The organism is Xenorhabdus szentirmaii DSM 16338 (assembly GCF_002632585.1).
GTDB classification, from domain to species: Bacteria; Pseudomonadota; Gammaproteobacteria; order Enterobacterales; family Enterobacteriaceae; genus Xenorhabdus; species Xenorhabdus szentirmaii.
In genome coordinates, this window is record NZ_NIBV01000001.1 from 58,175 (window position 1) to 79,186 (window position 21,012).

The 21,012-nt window shown below is 44.0% G+C and carries 18 protein-coding genes; 9 read left to right on the plus strand and 9 right to left on the minus strand.

Features of this window, described 5'->3' with window-relative positions; all coding sequences use genetic code 11:
* The first annotated feature begins 64 nt into the window (after window positions 1–64).
* The 4 genes from Xsze_RS00360 to Xsze_RS00375 all read left to right on the plus strand — a co-directional run bounded on the left by Xsze_RS00360 (window position 65) and on the right by Xsze_RS00375 (window position 3,232).
* Complete coding sequence (locus tag Xsze_RS00360; RefSeq protein WP_038238329.1) at window positions 65–841, plus strand: SDR family oxidoreductase; 777 nt, start codon at window positions 65–67, stop codon at window positions 839–841.
* 75 nt (window positions 842–916) lie between these two features.
* Window positions 917–1,795 (plus strand): co-chaperone YbbN, encoded by an 879-nt coding sequence (locus Xsze_RS00365; protein WP_038238331.1) that lies wholly within the window; start codon window positions 917–919, stop codon window positions 1,793–1,795.
* Window positions 1,796–1,844: 49 nt separating this feature from the next.
* A complete protein-coding gene (locus Xsze_RS00370) occupies window positions 1,845–2,774 on the plus strand; it encodes an SPFH domain-containing protein (RefSeq protein ID WP_038238333.1) in 930 nt (309 codons plus the stop codon).
* A gap of 2 nt (window positions 2,775–2,776) precedes the next feature.
* Window positions 2,777–3,232 carry an NfeD family protein gene (locus Xsze_RS00375; protein ID WP_038238336.1) on the plus strand — a complete coding sequence of 152 codons (456 nt, stop codon included), beginning with the start codon at window positions 2,777–2,779 and terminating at the stop codon, window positions 3,230–3,232.
* Here the strand turns inward: Xsze_RS00375 and cueR are convergent.
* Complete coding sequence (gene cueR / locus Xsze_RS00380; RefSeq protein WP_038238338.1) at window positions 3,226–3,633, minus strand: Cu(I)-responsive transcriptional regulator; 408 nt, start codon at window positions 3,631–3,633, stop codon at window positions 3,226–3,228. The genes Xsze_RS00375 and cueR overlap by 7 nt on opposite strands.
* A 79-nt stretch (window positions 3,634–3,712) precedes the next feature.
* Between cueR and copA the strand changes: the two genes are divergently transcribed.
* From copA to ybaK, 3 genes are read left to right on the plus strand one after another with little or no spacing between them, the layout of a single operon-like run.
* Entirely contained in the window at window positions 3,713–6,514 is a 2,802-nt protein-coding gene (copA, locus tag Xsze_RS00385; RefSeq protein ID WP_038238340.1) for a copper-exporting P-type ATPase CopA, read from the plus strand.
* A gap of 55 nt (window positions 6,515–6,569) precedes the next feature.
* The gene (locus Xsze_RS00390) at window positions 6,570–7,382 is read left to right on the plus strand and encodes a TraB/GumN family protein (RefSeq protein WP_038238342.1); all 813 of its coding nucleotides are present in this window, start codon (window positions 6,570–6,572) and stop codon (window positions 7,380–7,382) included.
* A 36-nt stretch (window positions 7,383–7,418) separates the two neighbouring features.
* Window positions 7,419–7,895 carry a Cys-tRNA(Pro)/Cys-tRNA(Cys) deacylase YbaK gene (gene ybaK / locus Xsze_RS00395; RefSeq protein ID WP_038238344.1) on the plus strand — a complete coding sequence of 159 codons (477 nt, stop codon included), beginning with the start codon at window positions 7,419–7,421 and terminating at the stop codon, window positions 7,893–7,895.
* 227 nt (window positions 7,896–8,122) lie between these two features.
* Here ybaK and ushA read toward each other — a convergent pair whose 3' ends face one another.
* The gene (gene ushA / locus Xsze_RS00400; protein ID WP_038238346.1) at window positions 8,123–9,781 is read right to left on the minus strand and encodes a bifunctional UDP-sugar hydrolase/5'-nucleotidase UshA; all 1,659 of its coding nucleotides are present in this window, start codon (window positions 9,779–9,781) and stop codon (window positions 8,123–8,125) included.
* A gap of 250 nt (window positions 9,782–10,031) precedes the next feature.
* On the opposite strand from ushA, the gene Xsze_RS00405 reads away from it, so the two are divergent.
* Both Xsze_RS00405 and ybaL read left to right on the plus strand, forming a co-directional pair.
* A complete protein-coding gene (locus Xsze_RS00405) occupies window positions 10,032–11,249 on the plus strand; it encodes an MFS transporter (RefSeq protein WP_038238348.1) in 1,218 nt (405 codons plus the stop codon).
* Window positions 11,250–11,480: 231 nt separating this feature from the next.
* Window positions 11,481–13,190, plus strand: a complete 1,710-nt coding sequence (gene ybaL / locus Xsze_RS00410) for a YbaL family putative K(+) efflux transporter (protein ID WP_038238350.1) — start codon at window positions 11,481–11,483, stop codon at window positions 13,188–13,190.
* A gap of 52 nt (window positions 13,191–13,242) precedes the next feature.
* Here ybaL and Xsze_RS00415 read toward each other — a convergent pair whose 3' ends face one another.
* The 7 genes from Xsze_RS00415 to Xsze_RS00450 form a co-directional block, all read right to left on the minus strand.
* Window positions 13,243–14,553: an inosine/guanosine kinase gene (locus tag Xsze_RS00415; RefSeq protein ID WP_038238352.1), complete on the minus strand. Its 1,311-nt coding sequence runs from the start codon at window positions 14,551–14,553 to the stop codon at window positions 13,243–13,245.
* Between the two features lie 172 nt (window positions 14,554–14,725).
* The gene (wzz(fepE), locus tag Xsze_RS00420) at window positions 14,726–15,814 is read right to left on the minus strand and encodes an LPS O-antigen length regulator Wzz(fepE) (RefSeq protein WP_038238354.1); all 1,089 of its coding nucleotides are present in this window, start codon (window positions 15,812–15,814) and stop codon (window positions 14,726–14,728) included.
* Window positions 15,815–15,951: 137 nt separating this feature from the next.
* Window positions 15,952–16,917 (minus strand): ferrochelatase, encoded by a 966-nt coding sequence (hemH, locus tag Xsze_RS00425; protein ID WP_038238357.1) that lies wholly within the window; start codon window positions 16,915–16,917, stop codon window positions 15,952–15,954.
* A 190-nt stretch (window positions 16,918–17,107) separates the two neighbouring features.
* Window positions 17,108–17,755, minus strand: coding sequence for an adenylate kinase (gene adk / locus Xsze_RS00430; RefSeq protein ID WP_038238359.1), 648 nt, complete (start codon window positions 17,753–17,755; stop codon window positions 17,108–17,110).
* A 169-nt stretch (window positions 17,756–17,924) separates the two neighbouring features.
* Window positions 17,925–19,814 carry a molecular chaperone HtpG gene (gene htpG / locus Xsze_RS00440; protein WP_038238361.1) on the minus strand — a complete coding sequence of 630 codons (1,890 nt, stop codon included), beginning with the start codon at window positions 19,812–19,814 and terminating at the stop codon, window positions 17,925–17,927.
* Between the two features lie 232 nt (window positions 19,815–20,046).
* A complete protein-coding gene (gene recR / locus Xsze_RS00445) occupies window positions 20,047–20,655 on the minus strand; it encodes a recombination mediator RecR (RefSeq protein ID WP_038238364.1) in 609 nt (202 codons plus the stop codon).
* On the minus strand, window positions 20,655–20,984 hold the full coding sequence (locus Xsze_RS00450; RefSeq protein WP_038238367.1) for a YbaB/EbfC family nucleoid-associated protein: 330 nt from the start codon (window positions 20,982–20,984) through the stop codon (window positions 20,655–20,657). The genes recR and Xsze_RS00450 overlap by 1 nt, the downstream gene beginning before the upstream one ends.
* Window positions 20,985–21,012: the final 28 nt, after the last annotated feature.

A 21,012-nucleotide genomic window follows, 5' to 3' on the forward strand; every position in this document is an offset into this window, starting at 1 on the left:
TAATAATTTTTATTAATAGTAAATCATTTATTACCATAATTGATGTGATTAAGCAGGTAAAGTTATGCAAAAATCGGTTCTTATTACCGGATGTTCCAGCGGCATTGGATTAGCCGCAGCCAAAACACTTCATCAACGTGGTTACCATGTCCTCGCTGCTTGTCGCAAATCAGCCGATTTGGAACATATGCGTGAATTGGGTTTTGAACCTATTGAGTTGGATTTAGATGATAAGGACAGTGTTGAACGCGCAGCAAAGAGAGTCATCGAAGTCACCAGCGGGCGTTTGTTCGGGCTATTTAATAATGGCGGATTTGCAGTTTACGGACCATTGGAAAGTGTTTCCCGCGAACAAATGGAAAAGCAATTTTCCACCAATTTTTTCGGCGCCCATCAACTCACCAATCTGTTGTTACCCGCCATACACGCTTATGGCGCAGGGAGAATAGTCCAGACCAGTTCTGTGATGGGGTTAATTTCTACACCAAACCGGGGAGCATATGCAGCCAGCAAATATGCCCTTGAAGCATGGTCTGATGCCTTACGGGCGGAACTGGCAAAAACGGGTATTAAAGTCAGCCTGATTGAACCCGGCCCAATCAAGACACGTTTCACAGAAAACGTGAATCAAACCCAGAAGGATCATCCTGTTGAAAACCCTGGTCTGGCACGCCGTTTGACACTCATGCCTGAAGATGTGGTCGCTAAATTAATTCATGCTCTGGAAAGTCCCAACCCTAAGTTACGTTATTCTGTTACCTTATTGACTTACGCAGCAAAGATCATGCGCCGTATCTTGCCAGAAAGATGGCTCGACAAAATTGTTCACAAGCTAAGTTAATGAGCATTGAAATACACGCCCGTGAGTCTTATTTATTCATGCGACACTTTATTAACAAACCAAAGAGAAACGCCCATGGAACTTACAGTGAATACAAACAGTAATAACACCAATATCACAAATATTGATGAATCCAATATTTCTCAAGTTGTTCAGCTTTCACTCACTCAACTTGTCGTGTTCTACTTTTGGTCTCCACAAGATCTGCATTGCCATGAATTAGAATCAACTCTTGATAAGATTGTTCATGAATATGAGGGCCAATTTACTCTGGCCAAAGTCAATTGTGACCTGTTTTCTCACCTCGCTGCACACTTTGGCGTCCGTACTTTACCAACGGTATTGTTTGTGAAAGAAGCTCGTCCGGTGCAAGGCTTTGAAGGCATCCAGACGGATGAATCCATCAGAAACATTTTTGCCCAACTTCTGACCAAAGAAGAAATATCACCCTTGGAAAAAGTGAATGCTCTGCTTGCAGAAGGCAAAAATCAAGATGCATTGCTGTTACTGAAAGAACTTCATCAGGAGGAGCCGCAAGATACAGAGATGACTTTGTTGCTGGCTCAAATCAGTATTTCTCTCAATCACCTTGACGACGCACAAAAACTACTGGATACCGTCCCATTAGACGCACAGGATGAGCATTATAATGAGCTGCTTGAGTACATAAAATCTCAGAAAGAAGCTGCTGATTCTCCTGAGATTCGACAACTTCAACAAGCGTTGGCAACTCAACCAGAAAATGCAGAGCTGGCTATTCAACTTGCTTCAAAATTACATGAAGTAGGCCGCAATGAAGAGGCGCTGGAATTACTGTTTGGTTTTCTGAAAAAAGATCTTGCCGCTGCTGATGGTGCTGTGAAAAAGACAATGATGGATATTTTATCAGCATTGGGAAGCGGTGATGCGCTAGCTTCTAAATATCGTCGTCATGTATACTCATTACTCTATTAAGTAAGAAACATTTATCTATTCTCCATAATTAGTGAATAAGGGAATTGTTATGGATTTACTCTCTTTTGGTGCAGTACCAGTCCTCATTATCATTGCGGTCGTTATCGTTTTTACCTGTGTAAAGACCGTTCCACAAGGCTATCAATGGACTGTTGAACGCTTTGGCCGTTATACCCGTACATTAACGCCGGGCCTGCATATCATTGTGCCGTTTGTTGATCGTATCGGCCGCAAAATTAATATGATGGAACAGGTGTTGGATATTCCGTCACAAGAAGTGATTTCACGCGATAACGCCAACGTCACCATTGATGCCGTCTGCTTCATTCAGGTTGTTGATCCTGTGCGGGCTGCCTATGAAGTCAGTAACCTGCAATTGTCCATCATTAACCTGACCATGACTAACTTCCGTACCGTACTGGGTTCAATGGAACTGGATGAAATGTTGTCTCAGCGCGATTCCATCAACAGCCGCCTGCTGACAATTGTCGATGAGGCAACTAACCCGTGGGGTGTCAAAATCACGCGTATTGAGATCCGTGACGTTCGTCCGCCGAAAGAATTGATCTCTGCAATGAATGCGCAGATGAAGGCAGAACGTACAAAACGCGCCGATATCCTTGAAGCGGAAGGTATCCGTCAGGCCGCTATCCTGAAAGCCGAAGGGGAGAAACAATCACAAATCCTGAAAGCAGAGGGTGAACGTCAGTCAGCATTCCTTCAGGCAGAAGCCCGTGAACGTGCCGCAGAAGCGGAAGCACGTGCAACTAAAATGGTTTCTGACGCCATTGCTGATGGTGATATGCAGGCCATTAATTACTTCGTTGCCCAAAAATATACGGATGCTCTTACCAACATTGGGACAGCGAACAACAGTAAAGTCATTATGATGCCACTGGAAGCCAGCAATTTGATGGGCGCTATCGGTGGTATTGCTGAATTAATTGGCGAAAGTAAGAAAAGCAAACAGGATAAATAACCATGATTGAACAGATCGCCGCTCAGCCAGTTTGGTTCTGGCTCTGTTTTGGTGGCCTGCTTCTGATTGCAGAATTGCTGGGAACAGGGGGATACCTTTTGTGGACAGGAACAGCAGCTATCGTTGTTTCCCTGATCACATGGGTTTTTCCTGGTATGGGCTGGGAACTGCAAGGTGTTCTGTTTGCTATTCTAACACTGGTTTCTGTTCTTGCATGGCGCAGCTGGCTGCGCCACCGCCCGCTTCAGGAAAGTGATAAGACCCTCAATCAGAAAGATCACCAGTTAATCGGACTTCGTGCCCATTTAATCACAGATACCGAAAATGGTTATGGACGAATCAGACTTGCTGATGGCAGTTGGCGCGTCCAATGTGATCGGGAACTGACCGCGAATACTGAGGTTGAAGTTATCGCTGTCGATGGGATCACTTTGAAAGTGAAACCTGTTCATCACTGACCATGATGCACGCAACAACCCGATAAATGCTCAATGATGGGGCAATCCGCCCCGTCATCTCCCGGGCATTCGGCTGCCAGTACCAGTAATCTGTCCTTTATCTTTTGTAATTCTGTCATTGTTTTTTCTATTTCGGCTACTTTTTGCAAAGTTGCCGCTTTCACATCAGCACTCTGGCGACTGGGATTGCGAAATAATCGCAATAATTCCCGACATTCTTCCAGCGTAAACCCCACTTCTTTCGCCTGACGCAGAAGCATCAGTTCATCAACATGTTTTTGCTGGTAATAACGGTAACCGTTATCTCCCCGCTTTGGTGCAGTAATCAGATCTTTTTCTTCATAAAACCGGATGGCCTTGCTGGTTAAACCGGTTTTGTGGGCAATTTCACTGATGTTCATTATTCCCCCTTGACCTTCCCCTTGCAGGAAGGTTTAGCCTTAGTGATAAGTATACCACTCTGTATCAGGAGATATTGTCATGTCCACAACTACCATTCTTGCACTGCAAGGTTTAACTTGTATGCATTGTGTTGGCAGAGTTAAAAAAGCACTGGAAAATATATCCGGTGTTGAACAGATCAATGTCAGTCTGAATTATGCCAAAGTTACCGGCGATGTTTCAGCTGATATGTTAATCACAACTATTGTTGATGCCGGCTATCAAGCCACTGTCGCCGGAAAGCCCGATATTGAATTACAACTGTCAGGCCTGAGCTGCATGAAATGTGCAGGTAAAACACAAGCCGCATTAGAAGCCGTGGAAGGTGTCATTGCCGCTGAGGTCAATACTCAAGCTGCAAAAATCTATGGCACCGCAGACAGCCATACTTTAATTAACGCTGTCGTACAAGCGGGATATCATGCCGAGTTAGCTGATAGGAATGGCTCCCCAAAGGCTGAGCCGCTGACAATATCTTCCCCGCAAATACCGGGAGCTTTGGCAGCGGCAACCACGTTTTCTTCAGAAACCGCCTCTTCAGTAAAAGTATCTCCGGAGCTCTCCGCCCAGATAAAAACACCTTCCGTAGCATCAACACAGGCTGTACATACCAAAAATGACGTTATTGATGACAGTGTTCAACTTTTATTGGATGGAATGACCTGCGCCAGCTGTGTCAGCAAGGTGCAAAAAGCTCTGCAATCTGTTGATGGCGTGGAGCATGCCAGAGTCAACCTTGCGGAAAGAAGTGCTTTGGTGACAGGCAATCCATCACCAGATGCATTGGTTGAAGCGGTTATCAAGGCAGGCTATGGTGCGGAAATCATTCAGGATGAAACCGAGCGTCGTGAACGCCAGCAACAAGTTGCCCAAGCCAATATGCGCCGTTTTCGCTGGCAATCCGCCTTTGCCTTAGTGGTTGGCATTCCTGTCATGATTTGGGGCATGATGGGCGATAACATGACTCTCACGCCTGAAAACCACATGATCTGGCTGACGATTGGCCTGGTTACACTGATTGTCATGATATTCGCTGGCGGGCATTTTTACCGCAATGCGTGGCAAAGCCTGAAAAATGGCAGTGCAACGATGGATACACTTATCGCGTTAGGGACCGGCGCAGCATGGCTCTATTCCATCAGTGTTAATATATGGCCGGATGCTTTTCCATCCCAGGCCCGCCATCTTTATTACGAAGCCAGCGCCATGATCATTGGCTTAATCAACCTCGGGCACGCCCTGGAGCAACGCGCTCGCCAGCGATCTTCCAAGGCACTTGAACGGTTATTGGATCTGACTCCCCCCACAGCCCGGGTCATGACCGCAGAAGGTGAAAAGTCACTCCCGTTAAATGATGTCAAACCCAATATGGTATTGCGACTGACAACAGGAGATCGCGTTCCGGTTGACGGTGAAATTATTCAGGGAACGGTCTGGCTGGATGAAGCCATGCTGACAGGTGAACCCATCCCCCAACAGAAATCAGTCGGAGATGCTGTTCATGCGGGTACTGTTGTGCAAGACGGAACGGTATTGTTTAAAGCCAACGCGGTCGGCAGCCAAACAACGCTGGCGCGCATCATCAAATTAGTCCGTCAGGCACAAAGCAGCAAACCTGAAATCGGCCAGCTGGTAGATAAAATATCATCAATTTTTGTCCCTGTTGTTGTCGCTATTGCCGTCATTTCTGGTGCTGTCTGGTATTTTATTGGCCCTGCGCCACAAATTATGTACGCTCTGGTCATTACGACTACCGTACTGATTATTGCCTGTCCTTGTGCACTTGGGCTGGCAACACCCATGTCAATTATTTCAGGCGTGGGTCGGGCAGCAGAATTAGGGGTATTGGTTCGAGATGCTGATGCCCTGCAACAAGCCAGTCAACTCGATACCATTGTTTTTGACAAAACAGGGACGTTGACCGAAGGAATGCCTCAAGTCACCGACATCCACACCTTTAATGGTTTCACCGAAGAACAAGTCTTAGTCTGGGCGGGCGCACTTGAAAATGGTTCAAACCATCCTCTGGCAAAAGCCATTCTGATGAAAGCCGAAGGACTGCAATTGCCAGAAATGCAGCAATTCAGAACACTGCCCGGGCTCGGTATACGAGGTGAGATTGGGGATAATACGGTACTCTTGGGCAATCAAAATTTACTTGAACAACATCAGGTTAAAACGACAGAATTAACCTCATTGGTAGCAGCACAAGCGGAAAAAGGCATCACTCCTGTTATCCTCGCCGCAGATGGAAAAATCGCCGCCCTGTTTTCTATTCGCGATCCCCTGCGCCAAGATACGGTTTTTGCCCTACAACGCTTGCATCATCAAGGCTATCATTTAGTTATGTTAACGGGTGACAATCCAGTAACTGCCAATGCCATCGCCAAAGAAGCCGGTATTGATCAAGTGATTGCAGGTGTTTTACCTGATGGCAAAGCCGCAGCCATCCAATCGCTCCAGTCAAAAGGGCATAAAGTGGCAATGATCGGTGATGGCATTAATGATGCTCCCGCATTGGCGCAAGCTGATGTCGGCATCGCAATGGGAAGTGGAAGTGATATAGCGATTGAAACGGCATCCATCACTCTGATGCGCCACAGCCTACAAGGAGTAGCAGATGCTGTTGAATTATCGAAAGGTACACTGCGTAATATGAAGCAGAATCTGTTTGGTGCATTTGTCTATAATACATTAGGCATTCCGATTGCAGCCGGTATCTTATATCCTTTTACAGGAGCATTACTGGATCCTGTTGTTGCTGGTGCGGCAATGGCATTGTCTTCCATTACTGTTGTCAGCAATGCCAACAGGTTATTGCGCTTTAAGCCTGAATCGTAATTAATTAAACAAATTATGTTGGTAAACATGAATGCCAACTTTTGGGGTAAGGGATATGGGAAAATTGATGACATATTTCAGCAATGTATTGGGACTTAACACTCAACAGCACTACCCTTACCCTGCGTTTGACGTTCATTTGCAACAAAACAAGCAATTGCATATTGTTGGCAGTATTCATATGGGAACAAGGAACATGTTCCCGCTTTCTGACGTATTGTTGGAACAACTGGAGCAAGCAGACGCTCTTATTGTTGAAGCCGATATCGCACAAGCCGGTTCCCCTTTCAAAGAAGAATTTCCAGAACAGGTTGCTCTATCACAACGTTTATCTCCTGAATATTTTGACTGCTTACTGCATTATTGCCGGGAGATCCAGCATCCTGTTTCGTTATTGGAGCCGTTGCCATCCTGGCAGGTCGCCTTGATATTACAGGCGTCTCAAGCCCAGAGTCTGGGGCTGCGCCCTCAATATGGCATTGACTATCAGTTACTGAATAGTGCAAAAGCCCTCAATAAACCCATCATTGAATTAGAAGGTGCGGATACGCAGGTTAATTTGCTGGCTAACCTGCCAAATGGCGGGCTTGCTCTATTGGAAGATACACTTGCTCATTGGCATGCGAATGCCCGTGCCTTACAGACAATGATCAGCTGGTGGATGAATTACAACAATGAGCAACAACAGCAGATATTGCCAATGACATTCTGCGAAGAAATTTACCAAACATTGATGATTGAACGTAATCAGCAATGGAGTGAAAAATTGCGCCATTTGCCAGCAGGAAAATATCTCGTTGCCGTAGGCGCTCTACATCTTCACGGCGATAACAATTTACGGCAGATGCTGGCAAAATCACAGGCATGATTGCATGTTAAAAGCTCTCCATTGACAGGAAAAGATATGACACCTGCGATTCTCTTGCTGGAAAAGCAAAAAATTGATTTCACGCTCCATCCTTATGAACACGATGCCAATGAACATAACTTTGGTGATGAAGTCGTCAAGAAACTGGGGTTAGATGCCAGACAGGTATTTAAGACGCTGTTAGTCTCATTAAACGGCGATCCCAAAAACCTTGCCGTTGCTGTCACCCCCGTCTCCGGACAACTCGATTTGAAAAAAATCGCCAAGGTCTTCAAAGCCAAAAAAGCGGATATGGCTGATCCTCAATTAGCACAAAAAATTACTGGTTATTTGGTCGGCGGCATCAGCCCTCTGGGACAGAAAAAACGTCTTCCTACTGTAATAGACAGTCAGGCCCAAACGTTATCAACACTCTTTATTTCTGGTGGTAAACGTGGCTTGGATATCGAATTATCTCCCACGGATTTATGCCAATTACTTAATTGTTCCTTCGCTGATATTGCCAGGATTTAAAGATCTTGGATTTGTACAATAAGTACAGGGCCGGTTTTGTTTTAGTGGTATGACGCACTTAATGTAGCGGCATTCTCATATGAGTGATAACAAAAGACCACCTGTATTCCAGATGGTCTTTTTATGATTTTTTATATTATGAATGGGCCATTGTTATACCCAATAGTTTTCAAGGTCAGCCAACACAGCGGCAATGTGAAAAACGACAATCTACTAGGAAAAAGTGATCACTTATATACAATTTCACCCTTCGGCTCATAATCAGACACTTTCAACGGCGAGTGTTTTTCAATATACCCTTTCAACACTTCAGCATCGACGAAACCTGTATTAACATACCCCGGAAGATGATCAATACGTGGGTAACCATCTCCCCCAATGGCGTTGAAATTCAGGGTTGCCATACGATACGTTTTATTCGGATCTAACGGTTTGCCACCAATTTTTACATTCCTGATATTTTTGCCATCGATTTCGAAGCTGACATTATAAAATTGCCCATAAGCTCCGGAGTCTTTTTCCATATTTGCAACAGCCGTCAAATACGGTAAAACTTCGCTACCTTTGAAATCAACATAAACCAGCTGGTTAGCAAATGGATGAACCTTCAGCACATCTTTGTAAGTGATATCTCCCGGCTCAATGGAGTCACGAATTCCACCGCCGCTCATTACAGCAAAATCAGCATTTGTTCGCTCCATCTGAGCGGCCAGTACAAGGTGAGCCATATTGGTTTGAACAAAACGGACCTTACTGCGATCACCTTCCAGCTTGTGATCAACTGAACCGACTTTGACATTCAACTTTTGGCTGCCTTTCTCCTGATAAGGCGTCAATAAACTGAGTGCTTCAGGGTTCTGCTTAATTTCATGTGTATAATAAGTACGCTCCGTAGTACCATCTGCTTTTGTTACTTTTTTCTTTAAGTTAATCGGAATCAATTGGTAACGAACCAATTTGAATTCACCATTGCGGAATTGAAAGTCAGCACGACCAACATATTTTCCCCATTCGTGCGCCTGTACAATCCACGTGCCATTTTGGCGATCGGGTGAACAAGGTGTTCCCGGCACATAATCCACTTGTTTATAATTCTTCTTCTCTGCTGACATACAGACTGGATCTTGTGAGTGCCCCCCAACAATCATGTCCAAATAACCCGGCGGTAAGCTACGTGCCATCTCAACATCACCCGGAGCATTACTGCCATGATGACCATCGTCATAATGCCCCATATGTGTTGCCGCAATTATTACATCCGGTTTTTCATTCTTTTTCAGCTCTTCAATCACTTTTTTGGCTTCTTCCGCAGGAACACGGAATTCCACATCCGGAAAATTGGCGGGATTGCCTATTTTGGCCGTGTCATCGGTCGTCAGTCCCAAAACAGCAATTTTGATGCCTTGCTTATCAAATATGACATAGGGTTTAAATAAACGTTTATTCGTGCTGGTTTGATAAATATTGGCAGATAAAAACGGAAAATTTGCCCATTTTTGTTGCTGGTACAATACATTCAAAGGCTTATCAAACTCATGATTTCCCAATGTCATTGCATCATAACCCACCAGATTCATTCCCTTAAAATCAGGTTCTGCATCTTGCATATCCGATTCTGGTACGCCTGTGTTAATGTCTCCCCCTGACAATAACAATACGCTTCCACCTTTCTTGGCCACTTCCTGACGAATAGAGTCCACGACTGTTTTTTGGGCGGCTAACCCATACTCACCATAATCGTTATGCCAAAAATGACCATGATGATCGTTAGTGTGCAGGATGGTGATGTCATAGGTTTTATCTTTTTCCCAGGCAGTGGCAATTAATGGAGCCAAGGACAGGGAAGCAGCAAGGATACATACTGGCGCTTTAAACGAAAAGTTCATGGGTTTCTCCATGTGTTTTAAATTCTTACGAGGCATTTATGGCTTTGAACTGAGAATTTCTCTGATCAGGATCGCATATTTGTGTTACTAAATAATGTCTTCTTTCATTTTTTTGGGATAATTATCAAATTAATTCGATATTCATAAAAGTTTTCTGGATGATCCAAGATATATTTATCTGTTAGAAATAAAACAAAAAAACAGCACGACGGCCCACGATCCCACTGAATATATCAACAGGCAAATCAATATGAGCAACCAAAACAGAAGACTTCTTCAGCCAGAATCATCAGCTAAATCCCGTAAAACTCTTTTTTCAGTGCTCGGTGCTATCAGTCTGTCCCATCTGCTGAATGATATGATTCAATCGCTGATCCTTGCAATATACCCACTGCTGCAATTTGACTTTTCCTTAAGTTTCATTCAAGTTGGAATGATAACCCTAACCTATCAGATAACCGCCTCCTTACTGCAACCCCTGATAGGCCTATATACGGATAAACACCCACAACCATACTCATTACCTATTGGCATGGGATTTACGTTATCGGGATTGCTTCTTCTGGCCTACGCTGAAAGCTTTTTGGTCATATTAATGGCTGCTGCACTCGTGGGAACCGGCTCATCTGTTTTTCATCCGGAGTCGTCACGCGTTGCAAGAATGGCTTCTGGCGGGCGTCATGGTTTAGCACAATCTTTATTTCAGGTCGGCGGTAATTTAGGCAGCTCTTTAGGCCCACTGTTGGCGGCCATTTTCATCGCACCCTATGGCAAAGGAAATGTGGGTTGGTTTGCTCTCGCAGCATTACTGGCAATGGTGATCCTGTTACAAATCAGTCAATGGTATAAGCTGCAACACAAAACCATCACCCGCAAATCTCCGGCTCATGCTTCTTTGCCAACTCTGCCCAGAAAAATAATTATCCGTTCTTTTGCCGTTCTATTGATACTCATTTTTTCAAAATACTTTTATCTCACCAGCATCAGTAGTTATTATACTTTTTATTTGATCCAAAAATTTGGCCTTTCCGTACAAAGCGCTCAGATTCATTTATTTGTGTTTTTATTTTCTGTGGCAGCGGGCACCCTGATCGGAGGCCCTCTGGGAGACAGAATCGGCCGCAAATATGTGATATGGGGTTCAATTCTCGGTATTACTCCTTTTACTTTATTATTGCCTTATGCATCCCTATTCTGGACAGGTATATTGACGATCATCATTGGCGTTATATTAGCTTCTGCATTTTCAGCTATTTTGGTCTACGCACAAGAACTGGTTCCTGGTAAAACAGGCATGATCGCAGGTTTATTTTTTGGCTTAGCGTTTGGCATGGGAGGGATCGGCGCGGCTACCCTTGGTTATGTCGCTGATCAAACCAGCATTGAGCTGGTTTATAAAATATGCTCTTTCTTGCCACTTCTTGGTGTTTTCACAATACTTCTACCAAAACTAGAGAATAAACAATAAAAAACCAATAAAATCAAATAATAGAAAAAACAACAAAGACAACCATTACCTTTGTAAACAAGCGTAAATAATAATAAAACCTATATAAAATTACATTAAAATGATGTTTATATAATTCAGCTTCATTTTCATCATATTATGTATTTTTTTAACAACTATGTTTTGTAAACCTGACAAAACATATTGTTACCTCACCCATTCATTGATTTTCTCTACCCAGAAGGAGCCTTGATGGAGCATTCGACACCTCTTATCACGACCATTGTTGGCGGTTTTGTTCTCGCCTATCTTCTTGGCATGCTAGCACAGCGCCTGAAAATCTCACCCCTTGTTGGCTATCTTGTAGCAGGTGTATTAGCAGGGCCTTTTACCCCCGGTTTTGTTGCTGATACTTCCCTGGCCCCGGAGCTTTCAGAAATTGGCGTGATCTTACTGATGTTCGGTGTCGGTCTGCATTTTTCACTCAAAGATTTACTAGCCGTTAAATCTATTGCTATTCCAGGTGCCATTGCACAAATTGCCGTTGCAACTTTATTGGGCGTAGGTTTATCAACACTACTTGGCTGGGGATTATTCAGCGGTATCGTTTTTGGCCTGTGTTTATCGACTGCCAGTACAGTGGTACTGCTCCGGGCATTGGAGGAACGACAGCTCATCGATAGCCAAAGAGGACAAATTGCCATTGGGTGGCTGATCGTTGAAGATTTGGCAATGGTTCTCGCATTAGTTTTACTCCCCGCTGCTGCGGGTATTTTGGACAACCAGCATACTGATATCGGGCAATTGCTGCTTAAGTTAGCCCTCACTATCGGTAAAGTTGTTGCCTTTATTTTGTTGATGATTTTCATCGGTCGCCGGATCATTCCTTGGTTGCTGGCAAAAACTGCCAGTACAGGTTCCCGTGAGTTATTTACGCTCGCCGTTCTCGCCATCGCATTAGGCGTGGCCTACGGAGCTGTAACATGGTTTGATGCCTCATTCGCCCTTGGCGCATTTTTTGCCGGCATGGTGTTGAATGAATCAGAATTAAGCCACAGGGCCGCACAGGATACTTTACCGTTAAGGGATGCTTTTGCTGTTCTTTTCTTTGTCTCTGTTGGTATGCTGTTTGACCCAATGGTCTTGATCCAACAGCCACTCGCGATTTTGGGCACTCTTGCCATCATTATCATTGGCAAATCACTGGCTGCCATGTTACTGGTCAAAATGTTTGGTCACTCACGACGCACAGCTTTGACGATTTCTGTCAGCCTTGCCCAAATCGGTGAGTTTGCTTTTATTCTCGCCGGGCTTGGGGTTGCGCTGGGATTACTGGACGGAGATGCCCGCAATCTTGTCTTGGCCGGTGCCATTATTTCCATCATGTTGAACCCGATTCTCTTCAGTCTACTGGATCGTTATCTCGAAAAAACAGAAACCATGGAAGAACAATTAATCGAAGAAACATTGGAAGAAGAAACTCAAATCCCTGTCAACATCTGTGGTCATGCCATTGTGGTCGGTTATGGCCGCGTTGGCCGCCTGCTTTGCCAACATTTACAAAAAAGAGACTTTCCGGTTGTTGTCATTGAAGATACCCGGGCTCAGTTTGAAGAATTGGGCGAAATGGGGATCAGTGCTGTGATGGGTAATGCCGCCAATAAAGATATTATGGCGCTGGCGCGGCTCGATTGTGCCTGCACGTTATTCTTGACAATCCCCAATGGCTATGAGGCGGGTGAAATTGTTGCCAGTTGCAGAGAAATTCGGCCAGATATCAATATTATTGTACGAGCCAATTATGATGACGAAGTGACTTATATTACAGAACGTGGCGCTAACCACATTATTATTGGTGAACACGAAATAGCAAAAGCAATGGCAGATGCATTTCCTGAAAGTGATGCTGCGGCTTGTTCGATCAATCCCCCTTCATCATTGCCATCAACAACACCATTATAATCCGTCATTCAAGGAATATCCCCAATCATGGGGATATTCCAATTTTTTAGCTTTAGCGTTCCCAGTAAGACTCTTCCAGGCTGTCTTCTTTTTCCGGCAACCCTTTCATCAAACGTGGAGCATGTTGGCTCAACACCTGATAACTCACCCGGTTTGCATATTTACAGACTTGGGCCAACGAAGAATAAGTCAAATAAGGCTGTATGTGCTTGCTGGAGTTAGGTACATTCATGCGGTGATAACTATTGGCAGTAATATCATGCAGTAATGCAGATAATGCGCCATCCCCGGCACCATTGGTATTCATGATTTTTTCAGGGCCACCCATATACGGTTCAATGTGAGAATAAACCCGCATCGGATTCTGGCAATCTGCTTTGCGTATCGCCCGGCTAAATTCATAACGGTTAAACTCAGCAATCGCACCAGGCAACAGGGGATGTGAAGTCTGACGTTTGTAATTCTCTTCAGTATAGCCTGCCATGTATAATCCGGCTGGACCCGCAGTACACAACACCAAATCCACCCAATTCAGTGCCATATCAGCCGCTAAAAGTGGATCGCTAAGGCCTGTCAGCTCATAAGCTTCATCTTCATTCATGGCAACAACAGAAACATTTTCAGCCAGAAAATCACGCCACCATTGTGGATCATCAGCAATGACATATTTTGTTCCCAGCGTCAGGACAACAGGCACACTATGCTTCTTCGCATATTCGATAGCTTTCATTGTCGCTTCCGGCATCGGTTCACCCGATTTACACCGCACTAAATAAGCAGTGATGACCAAAGCCGACGCTTCAGCAATAATGTGTTCCGGAATACTTTCCGGACGGAGTTGATTCATTAAACCAGGGCTGATGGCAAACGTTCTTTCGCCATTCTCCGTCACTAAAGTAAAACAACGGCCGATTGGACCATCAACTCCCTGAAGATGGTTCAGATCCATGCGACTGGATGTATTGCAAAGATAACAATAGGCATAGCTTCCGATTTGAATGTTGTTACACATCGCACCAAGCAGAACAGATTTATCATCTGCCAGAACAGAGTAGTTATGCAATGTGTTGCCAATCGTGCCACCCGCGAACTCATGGCTGATCAGGTTATTATCTGTCAATTCCTTGTAAAGTGCCTCAGCTACATCATCTTCGATAACTAGCGAATGTCCCTGGCTCAAATTGTAACGCTGGATAAAACTTTCATCGACTTTAGCTTCAATATCGACCAGTGTTTGATCAATGCCGACAATGTAGGCTCGGTTATTTTCAGTGTCCATCATCTCTTTGATGGGTTGAAGTAGGGGGTCTCTTAAACTGACAGGAAAATAATGTTTAGATTTACGCTTACCAGGGAATTTCATAGTTAATTGATGCTATAGAGCCAAAATATGCGGCATATTAGCATAATATGGTGTAACACAATACTATGACAGAACAAAAAACGTAGGTGTAGAAGGGACGACAGCCAATGCTACTGATGACATTGGCTGTCAAAAGACATTATTTATAAAGCACGCTCAATCACCAAAAAGACTAAGCTTCTTTTTTCTGGCGGGTACGAACCATATGGCGCAGCAGAACAAACATAATGGATAAAATGAATCCGATAAAACCAGCACCAACCAAGATCAACAACCGTTTAGGTGAATCCTTTGATGTCGGTTCATAGGGTTTTTGCATATATTTGAATGGGGTGAAATCTATCGTATCAATTTTCACTTTCCCCAAACGTTCCATATACAGCAACCGATTAGCCATATCGAAATTTGTTTTAGTTGGATCTGTATCTTCTTCAATCACTTGAAGCTTACGTTTCAATGCATCAGCACCCAATCCAATGGAATAATCAGGGTCATCTTTGATCAGTATTCCGGGCTTTTCAATTCCAGCAGAGTGCGCAATCGAGATAGCATTCTTCAATCTTTCAATATTGACACTGCGTGTGTTTTCGATTCTTGCCAAATCAATAGAATACATTTTCTGTGAGTATTCCAGTTTCTGCTGAACAGTTTCATTCAGTTCATTTGTGACTTCCTCTTGAACAACTGAAGAAACAAATTTGATATAGCCCGCTAGCAGGTTATAGGCATCCTGCGCATTATCGGCACTAAAAGAAAGTGTGCTTATATTCTCGTCATCGTTATTTTTTTTCTTGGGGATTGAGATGCTATTGATGATTTGTTCAATAAGTTTTCGTCTTTCCTGCTCTGTATTAACTTTATTTTTAGCAACCAGAGCCTTGAAATAATCGGTATTGACCACATACTCTTCACGCAGTACCCGAGAATCATAATCCCCCAAAAATCTTTCGTACAAAAGCTTTTGGCTGATCCCAGACTCAATATTCAGAACCTGAAGATCCGTTAATACTTTTTGCAGTGGCTGGAATCCTACTGCTCTTGGCTGAACAATAACAGCCGTACTGCTCCATTTCTGTGGCAAAAATGACGCAATACCAAACCCTATGATTGCAAAGGCAAACGATATCGCAATGATCAGATATTTTGATTGGAAAAGTACCGAAAATAATTCGAACAGATCAATCTCATCTTCCTGCTCAGGAGGATAATGGCTTGAATACTCTTTATATAAATCAGGATGTTGGGTTGCTTTATTACTCATTATCTCTATATCCAAATAGCTGTTTCTTATTGATTTGAAAACGCTTACGTTGCTGACACAATACAAACGATATCTTATTGAAAAATGATTAATATGTATCACTTACTGTGCCAAATACCATAACAAACATCCACAAGTTATGTAATAACATCGGTTATTAGTTTTCCTAGTAACAATATCTGAGATGCATGATCATTGAGAGCAGGAATATATTCAAACTTTTTCCCCCCAGCATCTAAGAAAATCTTTTTATTTTGCTGATCAATTTCTTCCAACGTTTCCAAACAGTCCGCTGAAAAACCCGGGCACACCACTTGAACATGTTCCACCCCCTGACCAGGCAATGCTTCCATGGTCTTATCAGTATAAGGTGACAGCCACGGTAAGCGGCCAAAACGAGATTGATATGTCATCATAATCTTATCTGCCGGATAATCTAATTCCTGAATCAATAGCCTAGTCGTTGTCTGGCAATCCTGCGAATAAATATCGCCCCTTTGCACCAAACGTTCAGGAATACCATGATAAGAAATAATGAGACGATCTGGCTGACCATGTTTTGCAAAGCTCTGCTCTATTGTTTCTTTTAGTGCTGCGATATAGGCAGGATCCGCTGCATAGCTCCGAATAAAGTGCAGACTTGGGATAGTACGGTATCCCTGCAAGATTTTACTGATAATATCAAATACAGCCGCCGTAGTTGTGCTGGAGTATTGAGGATAAAGTGGCAGTATAATCAAATCATCAAGGTCGCGCTGCAACAAATTATTAATGGTTTGAGACAGGGAAGGCGAGCCATAAGTCATTCCCAATTCAACCGGGATATCCACCAACCGTTCTTCCAATAATTTCTGCTGACGACGACCATACACCAGCAAAGGGGAACCCTCTTCTGTCCAAATTTCCTGATATAGCTTGGCTACACGAGAAGAACGGAATGGAAGGATCAGACCATACAGTATAGGTTTCCAGATAAATGAGGGGAGATCAACGACCCGTCTGTCACTCAAAAATTTTGCCAGATAACGTTTTATTGCCTCAGGTGTTGGTGCATCGGGTGTGCCAAGATTTACCAGCAGGACACCATACTTCTTGCAACTCATTCCTCAATGCTCCACTTAATTGTCTAACAAACTAGTATAAAGCATGAATGATATAACCAATAGATTTTAAGTTTCAATACAACTGGCGTCATCCAGCGGTAAGAGGGGCGTTTTCTGGTAGGTTAAAGGAATATCTGTAAAAAATCAGGCGGCATACACCGCCTGTTTTTGCTCTTTTGGATAAATAAACTCATTCACCCAAAATGCTGGCCAGCTCTGCACTCACTTCAGATACCTGACGTGTACCGTCGAGTTTGAAGTATTGAGTATTGCCCGCTTGAGCTTCTGCCTGATAATAAGTAACCAAAGGCGCGGTTTGTGAATGGTATTCAACCAAACGCTTGCGGACGGTGTCTTCCTGATCGTCTTTACGGATAGTCAGTTCTTCACCGGTAACATCATCTTTATTTTCCACTTGTGGCGGATTAAATTTGATGTGATAAACACGTCCGGATGGAGCATGTACACGACGGCCAATGATGCGCTCAACAATAATTTCATCAGGAACATCAAATTCCAGAACAAAGTCAACGTCGATGCCCGCTTCTTTCATAGCATCAGCTTGTGGAATGGTACGTGGAAACCCATCCAACAAGAAGCCATTGCGGCAATCATCCTGCTTGATACGCTCTTTAACCAAGGCAATGACCAATTCATCAGTCACCAGCTTGCCGTTATCCATCAATTCTTTTGCTTTTAAACCCAACTCTGTGCCCGCTTTTACCGCGGCCCGCAACATGTCACCTGTAGAAATCTGAGGGACCCCATATTTCTCCATGATAAATTGCGCCTGAGTCCCCTTACCGGCGCCTGGTGCGCCCAGCAGAATAATACGCATTGCGTAAATCCCCTTGCTATTTGCTTTTCGTATTTTAAAGAAAACGAGCCACCATACCATCTGAATAGGTATGGCTCAAGAAAACAGGTAAACGTTTTCGTGTCATGAAAAAAATAAACCACGCTCCATTCTTTGCTGAAGCGTGGTTTTTATCATTCTTTCAACAAAATTATGCTTGATTAGCGAGCAATAACTGATTCATGCGGCGAATGAATTGGTTTGGATCATCCAATGTACCGCGTTCAGCAAATAATGCTTGATCCAGCAACAGCTCAACCCAATCCGCAAATTGTGTATCGTCCTCAATATCCGCAGCCGTTTTAACCAGGGTATGCTCCGGATTCAGTTCAAAGTTATAGCTGACTTCTGGTGCTGATTGACCAGCTGCTGCAAACAGTTTAGCCATTTGAGTACTCATTGCGTTGCTGTCTGTCGTTACAATCGCTGGCGTATCTGTCAGACGGTGAGTCAGTTTAACTTCTTTCACGCGCTCACCCAGCAGCGTTTTCACTCGCTCAACAAATGGCTCCAGTTTTTTATCAGCTTCTTCTTGCTCAGCCTTATTTTCATCTGCCAGTTTGTCGAGGGATTCATCAGACTTGCTGACAGACTGGAAAGATTTACCTTCAAACTCAGTCAGGTAACTCATCATCCATTCATCGATACGATCAGACAACAGCAAGACTTCGATACCTTTCTTGCGGAATAATTCCAAGTGCGGGCTATTCTTCGCCGCTGCATAGCTGTCTGCGGTAATGTAGTAAATCTTCTCCTGACCTTCAGCCATGCGGCCAATATAATCAGCCAAAGAAACCGTCTGAGCTGAACTGTCTTCGTGAGTCGTAGCAAAGCGCAATAACTTAGCGATAGCGTCTTTATTTGTGCCATCTTCGGCTGGACCTTCTTTCATGACCAAGCCGAATTGCTGCCAGAAGGTCTGGTATTTCTCCGCATCGTCTTTTGCCAGCTTATCCAGCATCTGCAACACACGTTTAGACAGTGCACTGCGCAAATTACGAGTAATTGTGCTGTCTTGCAAAATCTCACGGGAAACGTTCAGCGGCAGATCGTTGGAGTCTATCAGACCACGCACAAAACGCAGATAATTAGGCATGAACTGCTCAGCTTCATCCATGATGAATACACGCTGAACATACAATTTCAAACCATGTTTATGCTCACGATTCCACATATCCCACGGTGCCTGGGAAGGAATATACAACAGGCTGGTGTATTCCTGTTTGCCTTCAACGCGGTTGTGGCTCCAGGTCAAAGCGTCAGCGAAATCATGGGAGATATGCTTATAGAACTCCTGATATTCTTCATCACTGATTTCTGCTTTACCACGCGTCCACAACGCTTGGGCTTTATTGATCTTTTCCCAAGAAACGGTAATAGAATCGTCTTCTTCATTTTTGGTCTGAGTTTCAATTTCAACTGGCAAAGCAATGTGATCAGAGTATTTGCCAATGATAGAACGCAGACGCCAATCATTGAGGAATTCGCTTTCTTCATCACGCAAGTGAAGCGTGATTTCTGTACCGCGCTCTGCTTTTTCAATATCAGCAATGGTGTAATCACCTTCACCTGTGGATTCCCAGAACACGCCCTGATCGGTTGCAACTCCGGCTGCACGGGTACGCACGGTAACTTTATCTGCAACAATAAATGCAGAATAAAAACCCACACCAAACTGACCGATCAGTTGGCTATCTTTAGCCTGATCAGAACCAATGGATTCAAGAAATGCTTTAGTACCAGATTTGGCGATCGTTCCCAGATTATCGATGACTTCATCACGGGACATACCAATGCCATTATCACTGATTGTGATAGTTTTTTGTTCTTGGTCAACCGCCAGGCGAACGCGTAATTCACCATTATTTTCATACAGCTCAGGCGCTGATAATGCGCGAAAACGCAATTTGTCAGCAGCATCAGAAGCGTTTGAAATCAATTCACGAAGAAAAATTTCTTTGTTGGAATAGAGAGAGTGGATCATCAATTGCAGCAGCTGTTTGACTTCAGACTGAAATCCACGGGTTTCCTGACCTTTCATGCTCATTTATTACCTCAATCTAAATCCAGTTCAGATATGTAAAATCATACGATGATAAACAAATGGGGATAAGTCAGGTAAGTTTCAAGTTAGAAAAACAAGAAGAATATAAAATTAGTTTGAGTGGGATTAAATCGATGATGGATGGCGACATGCTCCGCAGCACCATCCATGAATGTTTCCCGTAGTCGTCAGGAATAATTACGAGCAGAAATAATTGCGGTCGGACTAACTATAAGTCAGTAATTCTGTGACGACCAGCCAACGAGTGAGACAGCGTCGTGCCATCAACCATTTCAAGCTCACCACCGACAGGGACGCCATGAGCAATTCGGCTCGCTGTAACACCATATTGCGAACACATTTCTGCAATATAGTTTGCCGTTGCCTCTCCTTCAACAGTCGGGTTCGTTGCCAGAATAATTTCTGACAATGTTTCAGAAGATAATCGTTCTTCTAATCGATCCAAACCAATATCCATTGGCCCAATGCCATCCAGCGGCGATAAATGCCCCATCAGGACGAAATAACGCCCGGCAAACTGGCCTGTTTGCTCAATTGCATGAATATCCGCAGGACTTTCCACCACACAAATTTGCCCATTTTGATGACGACGAGGATTAATACAAATTGTGCATTGGTCCTGCTCAGTAAATGTCCGGCAATCCTGACAATGACCAATTTCAGACATGGCCCGCGTCAGCACCTGCGCCAAACGCATTCCACCACTACGATCCCGCTGCAATAAGTGAAATGCCATCCGCTGAGCAGATTTCGGCCCTACACCCGGCAAACAGCGCAGCGCTTCCATCAGCGATTCAAGAAGAGGACTCGTTTGCATTAGAATGGCATCTTAAAGCCAGGCGGTAATTGCATTCCACTGGAAACGCCAGCCATTTTCTCTTTCTGAGTTTCTTCAATGCGACGTGCTGCATCGTTGAACGCCGCAGCGATCAAGTCTTCCAGCATTTCTTTGTCATCTTCCATCAGGCTTGGGTCGATTTCAACACGACGACAGTTATGCGCACCATTAATCGTGATTTTCACCAGACCTGCACCCGATTCACCCGTCACTTCCAGATTTGCAATTTCTTCCTGCATTTTCTGCATTTTTTCTTGCATCTGCTGGGCCTGTTTCATCAAATTGCCCAAACCACCTTTACCAAACATAATGCTCTCTCTTCACTCATAGCCACGA

Bases quoted from the DNA above. Each gene is read 5' to 3' on its own strand.
- Xsze_RS00360 (WP_038238329.1), top strand. From the start codon at position 65: ATGCAAAAATCGGTTCTTATTACCGGATGTTCCAGCGGCATTGGATTA.
- Xsze_RS00365 (WP_038238331.1), top strand. From the start codon at position 917: ATGGAACTTACAGTGAATACAAACAGTAATAACACCAATATCACAAAT.
- Xsze_RS00370 (WP_038238333.1), top strand. From the start codon at position 1,845: ATGGATTTACTCTCTTTTGGTGCAGTACCAGTCCTCATTATCATTGCG.
- Xsze_RS00375 (WP_038238336.1), top strand. From the start codon at position 2,777: ATGATTGAACAGATCGCCGCTCAGCCAGTTTGGTTCTGGCTCTGTTTT.
- cueR (WP_038238338.1), bottom strand. From the start codon at position 3,633: ATGAACATCAGTGAAATTGCCCACAAAACCGGTTTAACCAGCAAGGCC.
- copA (WP_038238340.1), top strand. From the start codon at position 3,713: ATGTCCACAACTACCATTCTTGCACTGCAAGGTTTAACTTGTATGCAT.
- Xsze_RS00390 (WP_038238342.1), top strand. From the start codon at position 6,570: ATGGGAAAATTGATGACATATTTCAGCAATGTATTGGGACTTAACACT.
- ybaK (WP_038238344.1), top strand. From the start codon at position 7,419: ATGACACCTGCGATTCTCTTGCTGGAAAAGCAAAAAATTGATTTCACG.
- ushA (WP_038238346.1), bottom strand. From the start codon at position 9,781: ATGAACTTTTCGTTTAAAGCGCCAGTATGTATCCTTGCTGCTTCCCTG.
- Xsze_RS00405 (WP_038238348.1), top strand. From the start codon at position 10,032: ATGAGCAACCAAAACAGAAGACTTCTTCAGCCAGAATCATCAGCTAAA.
- ybaL (WP_038238350.1), top strand. From the start codon at position 11,481: ATGGAGCATTCGACACCTCTTATCACGACCATTGTTGGCGGTTTTGTT.
- Xsze_RS00415 (WP_038238352.1), bottom strand. From the start codon at position 14,553: ATGAAATTCCCTGGTAAGCGTAAATCTAAACATTATTTTCCTGTCAGT.
- hemH (WP_038238357.1), bottom strand. From the start codon at position 16,917: ATGAGTTGCAAGAAGTATGGTGTCCTGCTGGTAAATCTTGGCACACCC.
- adk (WP_038238359.1), bottom strand. From the start codon at position 17,755: ATGCGTATTATTCTGCTGGGCGCACCAGGCGCCGGTAAGGGGACTCAG.
- htpG (WP_038238361.1), bottom strand. From the start codon at position 19,814: ATGAAAGGTCAGGAAACCCGTGGATTTCAGTCTGAAGTCAAACAGCTG.
- recR (WP_038238364.1), bottom strand. From the start codon at position 20,655: ATGCAAACGAGTCCTCTTCTTGAATCGCTGATGGAAGCGCTGCGCTGT.
- Xsze_RS00450 (WP_038238367.1), bottom strand. From the start codon at position 20,984: ATGTTTGGTAAAGGTGGTTTGGGCAATTTGATGAAACAGGCCCAGCAG.